Source organism: Rhodococcus sp. CX (assembly GCF_015865005.1).
Lineage (GTDB): Bacteria > Actinomycetota > Actinomycetes > Mycobacteriales > Mycobacteriaceae > Rhodococcus.
The window spans coordinates 53,486-73,414 of the sequence record NZ_JADZGH010000206.1 but is presented as its reverse complement, the minus strand read 5'-3'; the positions used below and the strand labels follow the sequence as shown (position 1 = coordinate 73,414).

The 19,929-nt window shown below is 69.5% G+C and carries 20 protein-coding genes and 1 pseudogene; 5 read left to right on the top strand and 16 right to left on the bottom strand.

The window, feature by feature from the left end; all coding sequences use genetic code 11:
• A pseudogene (locus I0Q12_RS33570) lies at window positions 1–97 on the bottom strand (DUF3151 domain-containing protein); the annotation flags it as partial.
• 78 nt (window positions 98–175) lie between these two features.
• Here I0Q12_RS33570 and I0Q12_RS22475 point away from each other — a divergent pair.
• A complete protein-coding gene (locus tag I0Q12_RS22475) occupies window positions 176–1,384 on the top strand; it encodes a hypothetical protein (protein WP_231611219.1) in 1,209 nt (402 codons plus the stop codon).
• Between the two features lie 72 nt (window positions 1,385–1,456).
• On the opposite strand, the gene fbaA is transcribed toward I0Q12_RS22475, so the two are convergent.
• Complete coding sequence (gene fbaA, locus I0Q12_RS22470; protein ID WP_197254877.1) at window positions 1,457–2,494, bottom strand: class II fructose-bisphosphate aldolase; 1,038 nt, start codon at window positions 2,492–2,494, stop codon at window positions 1,457–1,459.
• A gap of 194 nt (window positions 2,495–2,688) precedes the next feature.
• On the opposite strand from fbaA, the gene I0Q12_RS22465 reads away from it, so the two are divergent.
• Window positions 2,689–3,525 carry a DedA family protein gene (locus I0Q12_RS22465; protein WP_374068764.1) on the top strand — a complete coding sequence of 279 codons (837 nt, stop codon included), beginning with the start codon at window positions 2,689–2,691 and terminating at the stop codon, window positions 3,523–3,525.
• 63 nt (window positions 3,526–3,588) lie between these two features.
• Here I0Q12_RS22465 and I0Q12_RS22460 read toward each other — a convergent pair whose 3' ends face one another.
• Genes I0Q12_RS22460 through I0Q12_RS22440 form a run of 5 tightly spaced genes read right to left on the bottom strand, consistent with a single transcriptional unit; the run spans window position 3,589 to window position 8,241 of the window.
• Complete coding sequence (locus tag I0Q12_RS22460) at window positions 3,589–4,932, bottom strand: LLM class flavin-dependent oxidoreductase (protein ID WP_197254874.1); 1,344 nt, start codon at window positions 4,930–4,932, stop codon at window positions 3,589–3,591.
• 39 nt (window positions 4,933–4,971) lie between these two features.
• Window positions 4,972–6,096, bottom strand: coding sequence for a glycoside hydrolase family 76 protein (locus tag I0Q12_RS22455; RefSeq protein WP_197254873.1), 1,125 nt, complete (start codon window positions 6,094–6,096; stop codon window positions 4,972–4,974).
• A gap of 53 nt (window positions 6,097–6,149) precedes the next feature.
• Window positions 6,150–6,818: an RNA methyltransferase gene (locus I0Q12_RS22450; protein ID WP_307846427.1), complete on the bottom strand. Its 669-nt coding sequence runs from the start codon at window positions 6,816–6,818 to the stop codon at window positions 6,150–6,152.
• A gap of 2 nt (window positions 6,819–6,820) precedes the next feature.
• Window positions 6,821–7,429, bottom strand: a complete 609-nt coding sequence (locus tag I0Q12_RS22445; RefSeq protein WP_197254872.1) for a DUF6636 domain-containing protein — start codon at window positions 7,427–7,429, stop codon at window positions 6,821–6,823.
• A 41-nt stretch (window positions 7,430–7,470) separates the two neighbouring features.
• Window positions 7,471–8,241 carry an SDR family oxidoreductase gene (locus I0Q12_RS22440; protein ID WP_197254871.1) on the bottom strand — a complete coding sequence of 257 codons (771 nt, stop codon included), beginning with the start codon at window positions 8,239–8,241 and terminating at the stop codon, window positions 7,471–7,473.
• Between the two features lie 63 nt (window positions 8,242–8,304).
• Between I0Q12_RS22440 and I0Q12_RS22435 the strand changes: the two genes are divergently transcribed.
• Both I0Q12_RS22435 and I0Q12_RS22430 read left to right on the top strand, forming a co-directional pair.
• Complete coding sequence (locus tag I0Q12_RS22435; RefSeq protein WP_197254870.1) at window positions 8,305–8,751, top strand: hypothetical protein; 447 nt, start codon at window positions 8,305–8,307, stop codon at window positions 8,749–8,751.
• 92 nt (window positions 8,752–8,843) lie between these two features.
• Window positions 8,844–9,035, top strand: a complete 192-nt coding sequence (locus I0Q12_RS22430; protein ID WP_197254869.1) for a hypothetical protein — start codon at window positions 8,844–8,846, stop codon at window positions 9,033–9,035.
• 39 nt (window positions 9,036–9,074) lie between these two features.
• On the opposite strand, the gene I0Q12_RS22425 is transcribed toward I0Q12_RS22430, so the two are convergent.
• The 9 genes from I0Q12_RS22425 to clpB all read right to left on the bottom strand — a co-directional run bounded on the left by I0Q12_RS22425 (window position 9,075) and on the right by clpB (window position 18,424).
• On the bottom strand, window positions 9,075–9,803 hold the full coding sequence (locus I0Q12_RS22425) for a lysoplasmalogenase family protein (protein WP_197254867.1): 729 nt from the start codon (window positions 9,801–9,803) through the stop codon (window positions 9,075–9,077).
• Window positions 9,804–9,834: 31 nt separating this feature from the next.
• Window positions 9,835–10,986 carry a galactokinase gene (gene galK, locus I0Q12_RS22420; protein ID WP_197254865.1) on the bottom strand — a complete coding sequence of 384 codons (1,152 nt, stop codon included), beginning with the start codon at window positions 10,984–10,986 and terminating at the stop codon, window positions 9,835–9,837.
• Window positions 10,983–12,089 carry a galactose-1-phosphate uridylyltransferase gene (gene galT / locus I0Q12_RS22415; protein ID WP_197254942.1) on the bottom strand — a complete coding sequence of 369 codons (1,107 nt, stop codon included), beginning with the start codon at window positions 12,087–12,089 and terminating at the stop codon, window positions 10,983–10,985. The genes galK and galT overlap by 4 nt, the downstream gene beginning before the upstream one ends.
• 18 nt (window positions 12,090–12,107) lie before the next feature.
• On the bottom strand, window positions 12,108–12,641 hold the full coding sequence (gene pyrE / locus I0Q12_RS22410; RefSeq protein ID WP_197254864.1) for an orotate phosphoribosyltransferase: 534 nt from the start codon (window positions 12,639–12,641) through the stop codon (window positions 12,108–12,110).
• A gap of 79 nt (window positions 12,642–12,720) precedes the next feature.
• Window positions 12,721–13,338 carry a LemA family protein gene (locus I0Q12_RS22405; RefSeq protein WP_307846426.1) on the bottom strand — a complete coding sequence of 206 codons (618 nt, stop codon included), beginning with the start codon at window positions 13,336–13,338 and terminating at the stop codon, window positions 12,721–12,723.
• A gap of 91 nt (window positions 13,339–13,429) precedes the next feature.
• Window positions 13,430–14,221, bottom strand: coding sequence for an SDR family oxidoreductase (locus I0Q12_RS22400; RefSeq protein WP_197254860.1), 792 nt, complete (start codon window positions 14,219–14,221; stop codon window positions 13,430–13,432).
• Window positions 14,222–14,272: 51 nt separating this feature from the next.
• Window positions 14,273–14,932, bottom strand: coding sequence for a hypothetical protein (locus tag I0Q12_RS22395; RefSeq protein ID WP_197254940.1), 660 nt, complete (start codon window positions 14,930–14,932; stop codon window positions 14,273–14,275).
• Between the two features lie 28 nt (window positions 14,933–14,960).
• Window positions 14,961–15,800 (bottom strand): DUF5666 domain-containing protein, encoded by an 840-nt coding sequence (locus I0Q12_RS22390; RefSeq protein ID WP_197254858.1) that lies wholly within the window; start codon window positions 15,798–15,800, stop codon window positions 14,961–14,963.
• 68 nt (window positions 15,801–15,868) lie between these two features.
• Complete coding sequence (clpB, locus tag I0Q12_RS22385; protein WP_197254856.1) at window positions 15,869–18,424, bottom strand: ATP-dependent chaperone ClpB; 2,556 nt, start codon at window positions 18,422–18,424, stop codon at window positions 15,869–15,871.
• Between the two features lie 258 nt (window positions 18,425–18,682).
• Here clpB and I0Q12_RS22380 point away from each other — a divergent pair, with 258 nt between their 5' ends.
• Entirely contained in the window at window positions 18,683–19,840 is a 1,158-nt protein-coding gene (locus I0Q12_RS22380; protein WP_197254854.1) for a globin domain-containing protein, read from the top strand.
• The last annotated feature ends 89 nt before the right edge of the window (window positions 19,841–19,929 follow it).

Here is a 19,929-nt window from a genome sequence, read left to right as displayed (position 1 = left end):
TCGCGGGGTCCTCGTGGTTGAGCAGTGCCGATTCCGCGTCGTCGTCGCCGGGAAGCAGGGTGGGCTGAGGTCCGAGGAGATCACCGAAAGAGGTCATGGCGACCATTCTGCCCGGCGGCGCTCGAGGCTGGATAGGCTGCCCGGGAAACCGTAGGCCGTCGAACGAGGTGCATTCGTGCCGGATCCGAAGAACGAAGACGCTTCCACTCCCCCGGACGCGGCGACAGCGCCGCAGCAGCAGGCCGGATCCGACGACGCCGGATCGGACAACCCCGTGGACGCCGGCACCGGGTCCGGCGCGGCAGGTGAGCCCGAAGCGTCCGCGTCGTCGGGCGACAGTGCCGACGCAGGCGAGAGTGCCGAAGCAGGCGTGACCGACGAGCCCGCAGGTTCCGAAACACCGGAAGACGCCGACACCGAGACCGTGGGGATCCCTGCCGCCGGTGCCCGCGCATCCGAGACTTCCCCGCCCGCAGCGCCCGAGGCCGAGTCCGACGAGAAGACCGACGGTGCCGAAGGTGGAGACACCGAGGACACCGGGACGCCCGAGGACGCCGGAGCTGCGAAGAGCGCCGGGACCCGGACGACCGCAGAGAGCCCGGCGGATACCGCGCCGACCGTCGCAATCCCCGCCGCCGCCGATGCCGAGACCGTGGCGATCCCCGTCGCCCGCGCGTCCGAGACCCGCAAATCCGACGCCGCCGAGCCCGACGCCACCGAAACCTCGGCCGACGAGGCGAGCGCGAAAACCGAGAAGACCGAGCAGTCCGATGCGACGGCACCGGAGGCTGCCGACGACGAGACCGTGCAGATCCCGGTGCGGGCGCACGTGCCCAACAGGAGGCAGCCGCAGCGCATCGAGCCGCGTTCGGCCGAACCTGCCCGCCCCGAACCGCAGCGTTTCCAGCCGCAGCCGACCCCGCAGCGCATCGAACCGGCGTCCTCGGGCCGCAGCGGCAAGCGCTGGGCCGTCGCCGCGACCGTCGCGGGAGTGCTGGTGATCGCGGCGATCGTCGTGTCGGCGCTGCTGGTGTATCTCGATCATCGGGCCGAAAACTCCCCCGAGGCACGGATACGCGCGAGCGTGGACACGTTCGTGACGGCGCTCGCAGCCGGCGACCTCGCGACGCTGCGCACGTCGACGTGCGGGGGGCTGGCCGATTTCTACGCGACGGTGGATCCGGCGAAGTTCGCGGAGATCCACGAATTGGCGGAGCAGCAGGGCTCGGTGCCGGTGGTGACGAGCATCGACAAGGTCCAGATCACGGACTCGCACGCGATCGTGCAGGTCACTGCGCATCCGACAGGGACACCGACCGATGTCACCGAGCGGACCTTCGACCTGTCCGAGGTGGGCGGGGAATGGAAGGTCTGCGGCGAATGAAAACCTGGGGCGAATAGCGCTCGTGCGGGTTTCCGGTAGCCGGAGCTACCGGAAACACGCACGAGGGGTGTTCTAGCCTGCGGAGACCGAACGGCCGGCCGACTTCAGGTCGTTGCAGGCCTCGATGACGCGGGCGGTCATCGACGCCTCGGCCTTCTTGAGGTAGCTGCGCGGATCGTAGGTCTTCTTGTTGCCGACCTCGCCGTCCACCTTGAGGACACCGTCGTAGTTCTGGAACATGTGGGCCGCGATGGGACGGGTGAACGCGTACTGGGTGTCGGTGTCGACGTTCATCTTCACGACGCCGTAGCTCAGCGCCTCGTCGATCTCGGACTTCAGCGAGCCGGAGCCACCGTGGAAGACCAGGTCGAACGGCTTGGAACCGGCCGGCAGACCCAGCTTCTTCGAGGCGGCGGCCTGGCCCTCGGCGAGGACGGACGGCTTGAGCTTGACGTTGCCCGGCTTGTAGACGCCGTGGACGTTGCCGAACGTCGCGGCCAACAGGTACTGGCCCTTGTCGCCGGCGCCGAGCGCATCGACGGTCTTCTCGAAGTCCTCGATCGTGGTGTAGAGCTTCTCGTTGATGGCGTTCTCGACGCCGTCCTCTTCACCGCCGACGACGCCGATCTCGATCTCGAGGATGATCTTCGCGGCCTGCGCGGCCGCGAGGAGCTCCTGGGCGATCTCGAGGTTCTCGTCGATCGGAACGGCCGAGCCGTCCCACATGTGCGACTGGAACAGCGGGTTGCGGCCGGCGTTCACGCGTTCCTGGGAGATCGCGATGAGCGGGCGCACGAAGGTGTCGAGCTTGTCCTTCGGGCAGTGGTCGGTGTGCAGGGCGATGGTGACGTCGTACTTCTCGGCGACGACGTGCGCGAACTCGGCGAGCGCGACCGCGCCGGTCACCATGTCCTTCACACCCAGACCGGAACCGAACTCGGCACCACCGGTCGAGAACTGGATGATGCCGTCGCTACCGGCGTCCGCGAAGCCCTTGATGGCGGCGTTGATGGTTTCGGACGACGTGCAGTTGATCGCGGGGAACGCAAAGGAGTGCTCCTTGGCGCGGGCGATCATCTCGGCGTAAACCTCGGGAGTCGCGATAGGCACAGCGGCTGTCCTCCAGATGAGATGTTGTCGCCTACCTGCGGTGCCGGTAGGCGCAAGGGTTGTCCTTGCAGTATGTCAACAGTCCCCGGAACTGCACAGTTGGGTTCGGCTCCGAACTGCGGCGCGGGCCGGTCGCGGCGACACCGAGCCTCGTCGGTCCGTGTGCCGCCGGTACTCTGAAGACCGTGACTTTCTTGGAAACCTCGGAATCTGTGACCAATCTGGCCCTGTTACCGGGATTCCTGGATCCGGTCAATCTGCTCAATTCGTTCGGCACGTGGATCCTGATCGGCCTGCTGGTGGTCGTGTTCATCGAGTCGGGTCTGCTGTTCCCGCTGCTGCCGGGCGACTCGCTGCTGTTCACCGCCGGTCTCATCGTCGCAGGCAAGTCCGCGGAGGTCGAGCCGTTCGCGCCGCTGTGGGTGCTGCTGGTGGCGATCCCGATCGCTGCGATCCTCGGCGACCAGGTGGGCTATCTCATCGGCACGAAGGGCGGCACCGCCCTGTTCAAGAGCAACGACGCGAAGTTCTTCAAGAAAAAGTACATCGACGAGTCGCACGCCTTCTTCCTGCGGCACGGGCCGATCACCATCGTGCTGGCCCGGTTCGTCCCGATCGTCCGCACGTTCGCGCCGCTCGTGGCCGGTGCCGCGAAGATGCCCTACCGCGTGTTCATCACCTACAACATCATCGGTGGTGTGCTGTGGGGCGCGGGCATCACGCTGCTCGGTTACCTGCTCGGGCAGATCGGGTTCATCCGCGACAACGTCGACCTGATCTTCCTGCTCATCGTGTTCGTCTCCGTCGTGCCGATCATGATCGAGGTCGGCAAGCGCTTCCTCGGCAAGGGCGACAGCGAGGAGTCCGGCAGCGCACCCGCGCCGGGCAACGCCACCACAGCGGACCGGGGCTCCGACAACGAGAAGACCCTGGTCATCGACACCTCGGCGTTCGCCGACCAGCCGCGGCGCACCGACGACTCGGCCGTCGACACCACGCCGATCCCGACTCCGGGTCAGCCGAACAGCTGACCGAGGCGACGACGAGGCCCCTTCCGCTGAGGAAGGGGCCTCGTGCGTTTCCGGGTACCGCCTCTAGACCGCGACGGCCGCGAACTGGCTGGCCGGGCGCGGCAACCCGAAGTGGTCGCGCAGCGTGCGGCCGCTGTACTCGGTGCGGAACAGGCCGCGTTCCTGCAGGATCGGCACGACCTGCGAGGTGAACGCCTCGAGTCCCTGCGGGTACTGCGGCGGCATCACGTTGAAGCCGTCCGCGCCGCCCTGCGTGAACCATTCCTCGATGGTGTCGGCGACCTGCTCGGCGGTGCCGGCGAACACGCGGTGTCCACGCGCGCCCGCGAGCCGGTGCAGCAGGCCGCGCAGCGTCGGCCGGTCGCGTTCGACGATGTTCGCGACGACCTGCTTGCGGCTGGCGGTGTTGTCGGTGACGGTGCCCGCGTCGCCGAACACGTCGAGCGGGACCGTCTCGTCGAGCCGGAGGTGACGCAGCGACACCTGCGCGATGTTCTCGAGCTGGGTCAGCCCGTACTCGACGACCGTCAGCTCGTTGAACTCGCGTTCGAGCGCGTGGGCCTCGGCCTCGGTGTCGCCGATGAACGGGCTGATGCCGGGCAGGATCTTCACGTGATCGGGGTTGCGGCCGAATTCGACCGCCCGCTTCTTGATGTCGGCGTAGAACGCCTGCGCGTCGGACAACCGCTGGTGGGCGGTGAAGATCGCCTCCGCGTACCGGCCGGCGAAGTCACGGCCGTCGTTGGACGACCCGGCCTGCACGAGCACCGGATGTCCCTGCGGCGAGCGTGCCGCACCGAACGGCCCGGCGACCTTCAGGTGCTTGCCCTCGAAATTGACCGGGTGGATCTTCCCGGTGTCCGCGTAGATGCCGCGGTCCTTGTCGATGACGAGCGCATCGTCCTCCCAGCTGTCCCACAGCTTTACGACGGCATCGACGAACTCGCGGGCCCGTTCGTACCGGGTGGCGTGGTCGGGGTGCGCGTCGAGCCCGAAGTTCGCGGCGGCCTTGTCGGTCCCGGTGGTGACGATGTTCCAGCCCGCGCGACCCCCGGAGATGTGGTCGAGCGAGGAGAACAGGCGAGCCAGGTTGTAGGGCTCGTAGTAGGTGGTCGACGCGGTCGCGATCAGACCCAGGTGGGTGGTGGCCGACGCGATCGCGGTGAGCAGCGTGATCGGCTCGAAGCCGTAGGTCGCGTTGAACCGCACGTCGGTGCGCAGCGCCGGACCGTCGGCGAGGAACACCGCGTCGAGCTTCGCCGCCTCCGCGGTCCGTCCGATGTCCTGGTAGTACGTGACGTCGTAGAGCCGCTCCGGGGTGCTGCCCGGATGCCGCCACGATGCCTCGTGGTGGCCGGTCGGATAGATGAAGGCGTTGAGGCTGAGCTGACGTCGTTGTTCGGTCATGTTCCTACAAGTAGACCCGGGCCCGCGTCGCGAACAGGGTTAAGGTTGCGACGATCGTAAAGCCCGCTCGGTCGCGACCGCGTGTGCCGCTTCCATCAGCATCCATCCGCCGAGCTGCACCGACAGGTCCCGCTCGGCGACCTCGGATTCGTGGACGCTACCGCCGGAGAACCGGGCGATGGCGTACCCGGAGCCGGGCAGCCGGGCCTGCACCGACCAGTCCCGGCCGAACAGCGGGAGTTCCTCGATCTGCAGGCGGTTGTCCCAGGCCGCGTCCGCCGACATCAGCACCAGGCGAGCGGCGGTGTTGCGGGCCCGTTCGTCGTCGACGTCGTGGACCGGCAGGCTCGTCGCGACCATCGCGAGGTACCGGGCGAGAATGCCGTTGAACAGTCCGCCGTCTCCCCCGCCTCCGCCGGTGATGACGCTGGCGTCGGCGAGTTCGAGATCGACGGCGTCGACGAGGGCGTGCACCCGCTTGCGGTGCCGGTCGTCGCCGATGCGGATGGCCAGGTCGGTTTCGAGTCCGAGCACCACGCCCTGGCAGTAGCTGTAGATCGCGCGTTCGATCTTCCCGTTGCGGATGCCGTCGAAGATCAGGCCGGTCTCGGGGTCCTTGAGGGTCTCGTCGATCCAGTCCGCGATCTCCTGGGCGCGCCACACCTTGCCGGTGCGGGACAGCAGGAGACCGGCGGGCCCGTTGGCGGGGGTGTTGAAGAAGTTGTCGCGTCGACGCCACGGCAATCCGCCGCCGCGCTCGGGCTGCCACGCCGCGAACAGCGCATCCTCGAGATCCGCGATGCCCTTGCGGTGATCCACCAACAGGTGCCGCTGCGCGCGTTCGAGCGCGAGGCCGAGCCACGCCATGTCGTCGTAGTAGTTGTTGGTCCACCCGGTGAGGTTGCGGATGCGGTGGGTGCGCGTGAGCCGGACGACGCGTCGCCGGCGTCGCGGTGTCGCATCGCGTTCGGCGGCGTCGACGGCGAGATCGATCAGGTGCGCCTGCCACCAGTAGTGCCACGTGAGGAACAGCCGTTCGCGGCGAACCGGGGGCCATCCGACGACCCCCATGGCGGTACCGGGCAGAGCCCACAACCGGCGTATGTGCCGGGAGTCGACGGCAGCCTCGGCGGCATCGGCCCGCTCGGTCCACAGTTCCGACATGACGTCGATCATCCTCACTTCACGATGGGTGTGCTACCACCAGGCGACGTACGTCACCACGCTCGCGTCAGGTCCGCATGTTGACGTACCCAGGCGTGCATCGCGATTCCCGCGGCGACCCCGGCGTTGATGCTGCGGGTCGAACCGAACTGCGCGATGGACACCGTCGTCGACGCGACCTCCCGAGCCCGCTCGGTGACGCCGGGCCCCTCCTGACCGAACAGCAGCAGGCAGTGGTACGGCAGCGTCGTCGTCTCCAACGGCACCGAACCCGGGGTGTTGTCGACCGCGACGATTTCGATGTTGCGGTCCGCCGCCCAATCGATCAACGCGTCCACATCCGGATGGTGCATCAGATGCTGATACCGGTCGGTTACCATGGCGCCCCGGCGATTCCAGCGTCGGCGACCCACGATGTGCACGGTGGCCGCGGCGAACGCGTTCGCGGTGCGCACGACCGTGCCGATGTTCGCGTCGTGCCCGAAGTTCTCGATCGCCACGTGCAGCGGATGCCGGCGCGTGTCGATGTCCGCGACGATCGCCTCCCGCGTCCAGTAGCGGTACGCGTCGACCACGTTGCGGCGGTCGCCGTGCGCGAGCAGTTCCGGGTCGTAGCGCGGATCCTGCGGGCGTTCGGTACCGAACTCGTCGATCCAGGGGCCGACGCCGTGCGGGTGCTCACCCCACTCGGTCGGTCCGGCGGCCTCGTCGTCGGGGGTCACGGTCAGAACGTCTCGTTCGAACCGGCCGCGACCGTGAAGCCGTGTCCGGTGCCGTCGTTGACGCAGGTGACGTCCGTCTCGGTCGTGGTGCACGAGTACCCGAGCTTCGACAGCGTCGCACCGGCGGGCAGTACGGCGGTGTCACCGTCGGACAGGTAGACCGGGCCGCCGGAGCACATGAACGCACCCTCGCCCTCGTTGGCAACCCGAATACCGTTGCCCCAGTTGACGACACAGTCGGCGGGTCGCGGCGGAACCGGATCGGTGGCGCCTTCGCATCCGGCTTCGGTGCGGGTGGGCAGCTTGACGATGCCGCAGTGGAACTGCCCGTCCGGGCTGGTGAAGTAGTACGACTCGTTGCGCTCGTAGGGCACGTCGACGAGCGAGGTCGGTGCTTCCGGCTCGGTCGTCGCGACGGTCGTGGTGACCGGTTCCGTCGTCGTGGTCACCGGCGCGACGGTCGTGGTGGTCGGCGCCGGAGTGCTCGTGGTGGTAGTCGGTGCCGCCGCAACGGATTCCGTCTGCGTGCTCTCGTCCGTGCTCCCGCATCCCGCGAGCAGCAGACCCGCCACCGTCACCACACCGATCGACGTCACCCGACGCACGTTCACGCAACTCCCTCCGAAGACCCGGGTGTCACTCTATCGGCCGGTCACCTGTGGCCCGTGAGCCACCGGTTCACCAGACGGTTGACCGGCGCCGGCGACACCTGCGCGGTCGCGGCGAACAGCTTCGCCTGCCATCCCACCGGCCGGTGCACCTTCCAGCGCGGCTGCCCGGCCCGGGTCGCCTCGTACAGGGCGCGCGCCACGTCGTCGGCGGTGAGGTGGATCCCGAGGGACCGGGTCGTGCCGGTGTCCATGCCGGTGGTCATCGCGGTGTCGACGAACAGCGGCCACATCGCCAGCACCCGGATGTCGTGTTCGGCCCATTCGATCTCGAGGGCCTCGGTCAGGCCGCGCACCGCGAACTTGGTGGCGCTGTAGGTCGCGAGTTCGGGCTGGCCGTAGAGCGCCGACGCCGAGCACAGGTTCACCAGGTGCGAGCCCGGGGTGGCGCGCAGATACTCGAACGCCGCGTGGCAACCGTTGACGGTGCCGGTCACGTTGACGTCGACGATCCGGCGGTGCCGTTCGATCGGAGTGTCGGCGAACGGGCCCGACGACAGCACCCCCGCGTTGTTGACGAGGATGTCGAGGCGACCGTCCGGACAGAACGCCTTCAGCGCCCGTGCCCACTGCTCCGGGTCGGTGACGTCGAGGACCCCGGTGACGATCCCGGGCTGGTCCGCCGCGAGGATCTCCAGGCCCTCGGCGTCGACGTCGAACGCGCCGACCCGATAGCCGCGGCGCGCGAAGAGCAGGGCGGTGGCACGACCGATACCGGCGGCGGCGCCGGTGACGAACACGCTGGTGGCAGGCATGAACGCCAGCCTAGCGACCCCGACGCGACCGCACGTGCGGACTATCCTGGTGTCGGAGGAGTCATGAACCACCAGCGTGTCGCGCGTGCCGTGGCCGTCGTCACCGGCGGGTACGTACTCGTACTCGCCCTGTGGCTCACGTACTTCGTGGGCGGCTCTCCCGAGGGCACGATCGGATTCCAGGTGATCTTCCTGGTCTGCGCGTACGGTTCCGCGCTGGGCCTGGCCATGATCGCCGCCGGACGCCCGCCCCGCCGCGACCGCCGCCTGCTCCGGCGCGGGCTCGAAGGGTGGGCGACGATCCGCTCGGCGACCCCGATCGCACACACCGTCGACAACGGCGAGATCACCGAACTCGACCTCGACCTGACGGTGCCCGGTTCCGAGTCCTACCGCGGCCGGGTGGTCTACGAGGTGACCCCGGAATTCGCCGAGGCCTTCGAGCCGGGGCGGGTGATCACCATCCGGGTCGATCCGAAGAACCGCGATCGGATCGTGTTGTGCCCGTGAGCGGCTCGCGTCACCGGCCGGGTGACACAGGCCGCGGCATGTAGTCCGGACGAAGTCTTCCCGGGCGTGCACCGGCTTGGAATGGTGTTTCCATGCGCAAAACGATGTGCGTCCTGACGATCGCGACCGGAATTGCGGTGGGATCCGCCGGCACGGCCGTCGCCCTGTCGCCTCCGGTCGCTCCCACGAACATCGCCTCCCCGTGGTGCACCCATCACACGCCGTACCTGCACCTGACGGCGCTCACCTGCCTGGCGAGCATCGTCTCGACAGGTTCCGCCTGATCACCGCTGCCCGGTAGTCCCCTGAACGTTCGTCCGAGGTCACTTGCGGCGACCGGCGAGCATGCCCTCCACCAGCAGCAGCTGCGCCGCCGCGTAGGTCGCGAGGATCAACCCTTCGGCCGCAGCCCGCACCTTCCTGTTCTTCAGCAGTACGCGACGCACCACGATCGTGCCGTCGGAGATCGTGAACACCAGACCACCCAGCCCGAGCCAGCTGCGCCGGTCCGTGGACGGCCGCGGCACCGGATCGGCCGCGAGGGTCGCGGTGGTGGCGAGCAGCGTCCCGTACCCGGTCAGGGGCGCGGCGACGTTGCGGGACTTCGCCGCCAGCAGGCTGCCGGCACCGAGCGCGGCCGCCGCGCGCGGCACCGCGGCGATCGCGTGCGGACGGGCACCGCGCCGCGCCAGCAGCGTCGAATAGCTCGTCTGCATCACCGCGAACGACGCGGCGCCGCGCAGCAGCCGCCGATCGTCGTCCGGGTCGATCATGAACACGTCGCCGACGGTCGCGGCCGCCAGTCCGGCCAGCAGCAGCGCGGTCTCGACGCGGTCGGTGTCCCGGCTGCGGCGCAGCACCCGCACCGCGAGTGCCGGAGCGATCAGTGGTTTGGCGACCTGCTGCAGCTTCTCGTTGCCGAGCACCCCACCGAGTACCGTCGCCGCGGTCGCGGCGGCGAACACCGCATGTTCGGCGCCCCACTTCCTCCTGCCGAACCAACCTGTGCTGAACCCGGCTGTGCTGAACCCGGCTGTGCTGAACCCACCCATGGAGGGCACAGTACCGTTCGCATTCCGCCGCTCACGCCGTGTCGCAGCGGTGGGCCCCGGCGGCCGGTGCCACCTCCCAGAATCTCGGCTGCGGCAGTCCGCGCCGCTCGGCCGCGACCAGCACGGCACGCGAGATCACCTCGACCGCGTCCGCCTCGCACAGCGCGAGCGCCGAACCACCGAAACCTCCCCCGACCATGCGGGCGCCGAGCGCCCCGGCGTCGCGCGCGGCGTCTACGGCCGAATCCAGTTCGACGGAGCTGACCTCGAAGTCGTCGCGCAGGGAGCGGTGCGAGGCGTCGAGCAAGGGGCCGAGCGCCCGCACGTCACCGGCGTCGAGCGCGTCCACCGCGGCACGGACCCGGCCGACCTCGGTGACGACGTGCCGCGCCCGACGCAGCAGCGCCTCGTCCGTCAGCGAATCCTGCAGAACCGAAACATCTTCCACGTCACGCAGGATCGCGACCCCGAGTTGCCGCGCCGCGTCCTCGACCGCGCGGCGACGCTGCGCGTACTGCCCGTCGACGAGGCGGTGCGGTGCGGCGGTGTCGACGACGAGCAACGTCAGGCCGTCGGCGGCCGGGTCGAACGGGACGTGCCGGACCTGACCGGTGCGGCAGTCCAGCAGCATCGCGTGCCCGGCCCGCCCGCGCAGCGAGACCTGCTGATCCATACCACCGGTGGGGACGCCGACGAAGTCGTTCTCGGCGCGCATGCAGGCGGACGCGAGCGCCGCGCGGCCGGTGTCGTCCGTGGCCCGTCCGTACAGTTCGGCCAGCGCCAGCGCGACCGCGCATTCGAGCGCCGCGGAACTCGACAACCCCGCACCGACCGGGACGTCCGAGGCCACCGCGACGTCGGCTCCTGCGAAACCGGCCGGTCCGAGGGCCCACACGACCCCGGCGACATAGGCCGCCCAGCCTGGGACCGCGCGGGACGCGAGGTCGGTGACGGTGACGTCGACCTCGGGGAATCCGGCGCTGCGCAGTCGCAGGATCCCGTCGACGCGGCGGCGCACCGCGACGGCCGTGCGGTGGTCGAGTGCCATCGGCAGGCACAGCCCGTCCGCGTAGTCGACGTGTTCGCCGATCAGGTTGACCCGCCCGGGCGCGCACCACACCCCGTCCGGGGTTCCGCCGAAGTCGTCGACGAACCGCGCGCGGGCGTCGCTGCACACGCTCATTCCGCGACCTCCCGCAGACGTGCCGCGATGCGCTCGGGCGTCGTGTCGCTGATCCATGCCCCCATCGCCGATTCCGATCCGGCGAGATATTTGAGCTTGTCGACGGCGCGGCGCACCGAGAACACCTGCGCGAACAGCCGCCCGTGTTCGCGACCGTCCCCCACCGGGGCCTGGTGCCACGCCGCGACGTACGGCACCCGGTCCCGCCCGTCGAAGAACCGGTCGACGCGGCCGAGCACGTCCCGGTACATCAGCGCCAGCTCGTCGCGTTCGTCGTCGGTGAGCGCCGCCAGATCCGGAACGTCGCGGTGCGGGGCCACGTGCACCTCGACGGGCCAGCGGGCCGCCGCGGGCACATACGCGGTCCAGTGCGCACCGGCCGCGACGACGCGGGTGCCGGCGCGGCGTTCGGCGTCGAGCACGTCGCGTTGCAGCGACCGTCCGGTCGCCGCCCGGTGGGCGCGGGCACGGTCGAGCAGCACCTGCGACCGCGGCGGCAGGAACGGGTACGCGTAGATCTGCCCGTGCGGATGTTCCAGTGTCACACCGATTTCCGTGCCGCGGTTCTCGAAGCAGAACACCTGCCGCACACCGGGCAACGCGGAGAGTTCGGTGGTGCGGTCGGCGAGAACGTCGACGACGGTGCGCGCCCGCGACACCGGCAGATCCGCGAACCGTGCGTCGTGATCGGAGGTGAACGCCACCACCTCGCAGCGTCCGCCGGCCGGTCGCCGGGGCCACATCGATTCGTCGTCGACGGCCGGGGCGGCATCCCCGCCGGGGGTCAGCGACGGGAATCGGTTCTCGAACACCACCACGTCGTAGTCGGCGGCCGGAATCTCCGTCGGCGGACCGCCCGGACGGGTCGGGCACAGCGGGCAGTCCGCGGCGCTCGGCAGGAACGTGCGGTCCATCCGATGCGCCGCGAACGTCACCCATTCACCGGTGAGCGGATCCAGACGCAGTTCCGACGTCGCGGTCACCGGCGGAAGGTCGCGGGTGTCGTGCAGATCCCGCGCGGCACCACCGGAGACATACGGTTCGGTGTCGTCGAAGCAGATCAGTTCGCGACCGTCCGCGAGGTGCGTGACGGTGCGGCGCACCCGCGGGGTCACCGGCTGCTACTCGAGGCCCAGGTCCGCCAGGCCCAGCAGCGAGCGGTACTCGAGACCCTCGGCGGCGATGACGGCGTCGGCACCGGTGGCCCGGTCGACGACCGTCGCGACACCGACGACGATCGCGCCGACCTCACGCAGCGCCTTGACGGCGGTGAGCGGCGAGTTGCCGGTGGTGGTGGTGTCCTCGACGACCAGCACGCGCTTGCCGACGACGTCGGGTCCCTCGATCTGACGCTGCATGCCGTGGGCCTTCGCGGCCTTGCGGACGACGAACGCGTCGATGGGCCGGCCCGGGGCGTGCATCACGGCCAGCGCGACCGGATCGGCGCCCATGGTGAGCCCGCCGACGGCGTCGAAGTCCCAGTCGGCGACGAGTTCGCGCAGCAGGCTGCCGATCAGCGGACCCGCCCGGTGATGCAGGGTCGCGCGGCGCAGGTCCACGTAGTAGTCGGCTTCCTTACCGGACGACAACGTCACCTTGCCGTGCACCACTGCCAGCTCACGCACCAGCGCAGCCAGCTCTTCGCGATCACTCATCGCTCGTCCTCACCGTCGATTGTTCGTGCCGCCGGCCCGCGGGACCGGCGGCAAGAAGCCTAGTCGGTGCGACGTACGGTCAGGCCGCGACGGTGCTCGACGTTTCCCCGCCCTCGGTCGCGACCGGCTGCGCGACCTCGACCCGGACCGTGTCCTCCGCCTGCACCGTCTCCTCGGGCAGCAGGGTGACCTCGAACAGGGGCACGGCCTCCACCCCGGCGAGCTTCGCGAAGATCGAGGACGGGAAGCGGCTCACCGTCCTGTTGATCTCGCGGGCGAGATCGTTGTGCACGCGCGCCGCCCCGGCGATGCGCACCTCTCGTTTCCGCAGTTCCCGGGCGACGCGGATGAACGGCCAGTGGGTGCCATCGTCCGGGTCCCCGATGAGTTCGTGCAGCGTCGCGGACAGCGTGTTCTCGGCGGCCGCGCGCTCGCCGAGGCCGAGACGCTGGTCGCGCATCGCGATCGCGAGGGTGCGGGCGCCGACGACCGGGCTGATGCGGCTGCGTTCGACGCCGGCACCGGCCGACGCCGCGATCAGCGCGGGCACGAGATCGTAGCGATCGTCGAGTTCGTTGGCGAGCAGGCGCAGACTGTCGCGGTGTCGGGCTCTGAGCTTCTGCGCGCGGCGCATCGCCGTGCGGGTCGACAGCACGAGCAGCACAATCACAGCGATCACAACAGCCACAACGGTCACGCGCAGAAATGTACCGAGGTGGTCCATGCGTGCGCATCACCGGTCCCGCGTGTCCGCAGGGTGTGTCCGGACCGTGACCTGGCGCACGCTGTCAGGTGCGGCCGCGGCCCCGGCCGAAGAGGTTCGTCAGGCGCCGCACGAGGTTGACCGGGACGAGCCGGCCCGCGGTGGTGAGGACCTTGTACTGCAGGCCGGGAATGCTGCGCACCTTCCCCGCTTCGAGGTCGGCGAGGGACGTACGCACCACCGTGTCGACATCGAGCCACATCCACTCCGGGATCGAGTCCATCTCGATGCCCGCGCGGCGATGGAACTCGGTGTGCACGAAACCGGGGCACAGCGCCTGCACCTGCACGCCCGTCCCCGCGAGACCGCCGGCCAGCCCCTCGGTGAAGGAGACGACGTAGGCCTTGCTGCCCGAGTAGGTGGAGCCCCGGCCGGGCAACAGGCCCGCCACGCTGGCGACGTTGACGATGCGGCCGGAACCGGCCGCGATCATCGGCGGCAGCGCCGCGCGCGTCAGCTGCATCACCGCTGTGACGTTCACGTCCAGCTGCGCCTGCAGCAGTTCCGGTGCCGCCGTCCAGAACTCGCCGGTCGTTCCGAAGCCGGCGTTGTTGACGAGCATGTCCACACCGCGAGCGAGCCGTTCGGCGACGCGGGTCCGTCCCGGCTCGGTCGCGAGGTCGGCCGCCAGGATCTCCGATTCGGCGCCGAGGCGGCCCTTCAGGTCGGCCGCGAGGTCGGCCAGTTTCGTCTCGTTGCGGGCCACCAACACGAGGTCGTAGCCCTGAGCGGCGAGCGCACGGGCGAATCCGGCGCCGATGCCCGAGGTGGGGCCGGTGACGAGAGCGACGGGTCGAGCAGAACGATCCGGTGTCATGCCGGTCACACTAGCGGGTCCTTACCCGCAAGTAATACCGGGTGCGCGGTGTCAGTGGTGCGCCGACGGCCGGCCGGGGTCGTGCATGCCGCGGTCCATCTCGGCCGGTTCCACGACCGGGGGCAGCACGTGCAGAATCCCCGAGAGCCGCGCGACGGTGTCGATCGCGGCGTCCCACTCGCGACCGTTGCTGTTCAGCGGGATCGAACCGAGGGTCCACTCGTTCTCGCTCCACAGCATCTGCACGTGCGGCGGGATCGACTCGGTGAACGCGACCATCCGCTGGTCGCAGACGCGCCGCGCGATCTCGAGATCGGTCGTGAACACCACCCGCGGCCCGATGGACCCGAGCAGATTCATGTCGGGATCCTTCGGCGGCGGGGTCGACTTCAGGCGCAGGTCGATGTCCACGTCGGACCCGACCTTGCGGCGCACCGCGACGATGGTGGCGGTCTCCTCGATGTCGAAGAGCAGGAACTCGTCGCCCCGGCGCACGCCGTGCACGACATCGATCGCGCCCAGGTACTCCTGCTTCGCGAGAGCGGCACGATGCCAGTTCGACGGCAACGAACCGTCGGACGCGGTGTACTTGTAGCCCTGTGCACGCGCCCAGATCTCCCGCACCCGCCCGGACTGCTCCCGGCGTGTGCGGTCGATGTAGAGCAGCACGAGCGCGCCGAGGAGCGCGACCGCTGCAAGACCGAACCACATAACCGTCATCGGGCCCAGCGTAGCGTGTTCAGTTGCCGGAACGGTTGAAGCCGGGCACGGTCGCGCTGACGATTGTGTCCGCCGTCATCTCGCCGTCCCGGACGGGTGTGCCCTGCGCGAGGACGGTATCCCCCACCCGCAGCGCCGACGGCGAGGAACCCGCGAGGGCGATGATCTGGGTCTCGGGCGTCACCCGGACGGTGACGATCGAGCCTCCGATCCCGCTGATCGTGATGCTCGATCCGTCGTTCGCCGTGATGGTGCCGATGGTCGTGCCGTTGGATCCGATGGCGTCGCCGAGCCCACCGGGCAGCCGATCGAGCGGAAGGGTCGGAGGCAGCGACGGTTCGAGGGTCGGCGGCTGCGTCCTCGTCGCCGCGGGTGGCGGCGCGACGGCGGTCGTGGGAGCCGACGCGGTCGGGGCGTCGTTGCCGCTGCCGCCGCTGAGCAGGTATCCGACGACAGCTGCCAGGGCGATGACGACGAGAGCCGCCAGTGCCGGCAGCAGCCAGCGGCGTCGGCGCGGTTCCCGGGGTTCCGGTGTCGGCGACGGTCCCGGCGGTACGCCCGGCCCGCCCGGCCCGTAGCCGTACTGCTGTGTCGGCTGGTACTGCTGTGTCGGCTGGTACTGCTGTGTCGGCTGGTACTGCCGGTACTGCTCGGTGGGTGAGAACTGCTGGGTCGGCTGGTAACCCTGCTGATAGCCCTGGCCCGGCGCCTGGCCGTAGGGCGGCAGCGCCTGCGTGGGCTGGGGGCGACCGTATGCCTCGGTCGGGTCGGACGTGTGCAGCACCCGCGTCTCGTCGTGCGACTCGTCGAGCGAGTACGCGCGCTCCTGCGGTGTGCGCGGATCCTGCGGATTCGTCATGGTCTCTCCCAAGGTACCCGTGCGCGTTTCCGGTAGCGGCTGCTACCGGAAACGCGCACGAGGGTAGGTCAGGCCCCGATCGTCAGGCGCTCGCCGTCGTCGGTGACACCGACATGCACGGTGTCACCGTCGCGGATCTCACCGGCGAGCAGCTTCTTGGCGAGCGGGTCACCGATGGCCTGCTGGATGAGGCGACGCAGCGGTCGGGCACCGTACTGCGGGTCGTACCCGCGCACCGCGAGCCACATCCGGGCGGCACCGTTGACGTCCAGCGTGAGCCGGCGCGCCGCGAGCCGCTCGGCGAGCTGACCGAGCTGGATCTCGACGATCTGCTCGAGCTGCTCCTCCGACAGGGAGTCGAAGATGACGACGTCGTCGAGCCGGTTGATGAACTCGGGCTTGAACGCAGCCCGCACCGCGGCCATCACCTGGTCCCTGTCGCCACCCGAACCGAGGTTCGAGGTGAGGATCAGGATGGTGTTGCGGAAGTCCACCGTGCGGCCCTGACCGTCGGTGAGCCGGCCGTCGTCGAGCACCTGCAGCAGCGTGTCGAACACGTCCGGGTGGGCCTTCTCCACCTCGTCGAACAGCACCACCGAGTAGGGACGGCGACGCACCGCCTCGGTGAGCTGACCCCCGGCCTCGTAACCGACGTAGCCCGGAGGTGCACCGACGAGCCGCGCGACCGAGTGCTTCTCGCTGTATTCGGACATGTCGATCCGGACCATGGCGCGTTCGTCGTCGAACAGGAAGTCCGCGAGCGCCTTCGCGAGCTCGGTCTTGCCGACACCGGTCGGGCCGAGGAACAGGAACGAGCCGGTCGGCCGGTTGGGGTCCGCGACGCCGGCGCGGGCGCGGCGCACCGCGTCCGAGACGGCTTGCACGGCCTCGGTCTGCCCGACGACACGCTTGCCGAGTTCGTCCTCCATGCGCAGCAGCTTGGCGGTCTCGCCCTCGAGCATGCGGCCCGCGGGGATGCCGGTCCAGGCGGCGACGACGTCGGCGACGTCGTCCGGTCCGACCTCCTCCTTGAGCATCACGTCGCCGTCGGCGGCGGCACCGGAGGCTTCCGCGGCGGCCTGGAGTTGCTTCTCCAGCTGAGGGATTCGGCCGTACCGCAGCTCGGCGGCCTTGCCGAGGTCGCCGTCGCGTTCGGCTCGTTCCTCCTCACCACGCAGGGCTTCGAGCTGTTCCTTGATCTGGCGGACGGAGTCGATCGCGGCCTTCTCGTTCTGCCAGCGGGTGGTGAGCTGGTTGAGGCGTTCGCGTTCGTCTGCGAGTTCGCTGCGCAGCTTCTCGAGCCGCTCCTTCGAGGCCTCGTCGGTTTCCTTCTGCAACGCCATCTCCTCGATTTCGAGGCGACGGACGATGCGTTCGACCGTGTCGATCTCCTCGGGACGCGAGTCGATCTCCATCCGTAGCCGGGACGCGGCCTCGTCGACGAGGTCGATGGCCTTGTCCGGCAGGAACCGGGAGGTGATGTACCGGTCCGAGAGGGTCGCGGCGGCGACGAGCGCGGAGTCGGTGATGCGCACGCCGTGGTGCACCTCGTACCGCTCCTTGAGCCCGCGCAGGATGCCGATGGTGTCCTCGACACTCGGTTCGCCGACGAGCACCTGCTGGAATCGACGTTCGAGGGCGGCGTCCTTCTCGATGTACTTGCGATATTCCTCGAGGGTGGTCGCGCCGACGAGCCGCAGCTCACCGCGGGCCAGCATCGGCTTGATCATGTTGCCGGCGTCCATCGCGGATTCACCGGTGGCGCCCGCGCCGACGATGGTGTGCAGCTCGTCGATGAACGTGATGATCTGACCGGCGGACTGCTTGATCTCGTCGAGGACGGCCTTGAGGCGTTCCTCGAACTCGCCGCGGTACTTGGCGCCGGCGACCATCGACCCCAGGTCCAGGGCGATGACGGTCTTGCCGCGCAATGACTCGGGGACGTCGCCGGCGACGATGCGCTGCGCGAGCCCTTCGACGATGGCGGTCTTGCCGACGCCCGGCTCGCCGATGAGGACCGGGTTGTTCTTCGTGCGGCGCGAGAGCACCTGCACGACGCGCCGGATCTCGTTGTCGCGCCCGATGACCGGGTCGAGCTTGCCTTCGCGGGCACGGGCCGTGAGGTCCGTCGAGTACTTCTCCAGCGCCTGGTAGGTCGCTTCCGGGTCGGCGGTGGTGACGCGGCCGGTGCCGCGCACGGCGGTGAACGCCTCGCGCAGCGCGGCCGGGGTGGCACCGTGGCCGGCGAGGAGCTTGGCGACGTCCGAGTCGCCGCTCGCGAGCCCGACGAGGACGTGCTCGGTGGAGACGTATTCGTCGGAGAGCTCGGTCGCCAGATGCTGGGCAGCGGTCATCGCCGCGACGGCCTCGCGGCCGAGTTGCGGTGTGGTGGTCGCGCCACTGGCCTTGGGCAGCCGGTCGACGAGGTTCTCGGCCTCCCGCCGGACGACGAGGGGATCGACGCCGACGGCCTTGAGCAGCGGCGCGGCAATGCCGTCGGTCTGATCGAGCAGCGCCACCAGCAGGTGGGCAGGTCGGATCTCCGGGTTGCCCGCAGCGGACGCCGACTGGAGCGCAGCGGTCAGTGCAGCCTGGGTCTTCGTGGTCGGATTGAACGAGTCCACTACGGGCCCCTTCCATTCTTGAGTGTGTCCGTATCAATTCTTACGCCCGCAGTACCGTCCGCGGGAACTCGATGTGATCAACGGGTCCAAAGTTGAGTTTGTTCCACTCAAGTTTGGGAATTTCGGTGATCTGCGTCACCCTCCCGCTTCCAGTGTGCGCTATCCGCCGCGGTCGGACGTCACCTGTTGGTGGCGCGATTGATCAAGGAACGGCTACAGTGGCGGCCGACCAGCAGGAACAGCACGTGGGAGGGTGGCGTGGAGGCCTTCGCCATCGCCCGTGTCCAGCTCAGTTTCGCGTCGATCGTCGCCACCCCCACCGGCCCCGAACGGTTCGCGTCCGCGTTCTATACCGCACTGTGGGCGGACAACCCGTCCCTGCGCGAGCTGTTCCCGGCGGGCATGGAATCGATGCGGCACCGGTTCGCGACCGCGGTCGGGTGGGCCGTCAACCGACTCGGCGATTTCGCCGTCGTCGAGGCGTTCCTCTCTCAGCTCGCCCGTGACCACCGCAAGTACGGGGTGCGACCCGAGCACTTCCGGGCGGCCGGGGCGGCGATGCTCGTCGCGGTCCGCGAGTGCACACCGCTCATCCTGTGGACGGCCGCCCTCGAACACACCTGGCGCGAGATCATCAGCCGGCTCGTCGCCGCCATGGCCATCGCGTCCGCGGAGGACGACCTGCCCGCCGTGTGGGGCGCGACCGTCGTCGGCCACGAACGGGTGATGCCGGACCTGGCGATCATCCGGCTCGAGACCGACTCCCCCATCCCGTACCACGCGGGTCAGTACATGAGCGTGCAGACCCCGCACCGCCCGCAGATGTGGCGGTACCTGTCCGCGGCGATCCCGCCGAATCCCCAGGGACAGATCGAGTTCCACGTCCGGCGCGTGTCCAGCGGCTGGGTGAGCCCGGCCCTCGTCGGCGAGACCGCGGTCGGCGACCGGTGGGTCATCGGCCCGCCGCTGGGCGGTCTGCACGTCGACCGTGCGCGCGGCGACGTGCTGATGATCGCCTCCGGCACCGGCCTGGCCCCGCTGCGCGCGCAGCTCATGGAAATGGCGATGCGCGGGGACAATCCGCGCGTCCACCTGTTCTACGGCGGCAAGTACCCGTGCGACCTCTACGACATCGAGACGCTGTGGCACCTGGCGATGACCAACCCCTGGCTCACCGTCGTCCCAGTGGTCGAGGAGAAGGAAAACCCTTGGTGGCACCCGGTTCCCGTGCTGGAACCGCCGACCGGTCTGCACCGCACGATGTACGGCAAGCTCGGTAAGGTCGTGGCCCAGTTCGGGTCGTGGGCGGACCGGCAGATCCAGATCGCCGGCTCCCCCTCGATGATCAAGACGACGCTGTACGCCCTGTCCGCGGCCGGAACACCGCGCCAGAACATCAGTTTCGATCCGCTGTAGTGCGGCTGACGCCGCCCGTGTGCCTTTGTGGCGGTTGGCGCCGCCACATGTGCACACCGCGGGGTTATCCCCACCCGCCCTGTTCATCC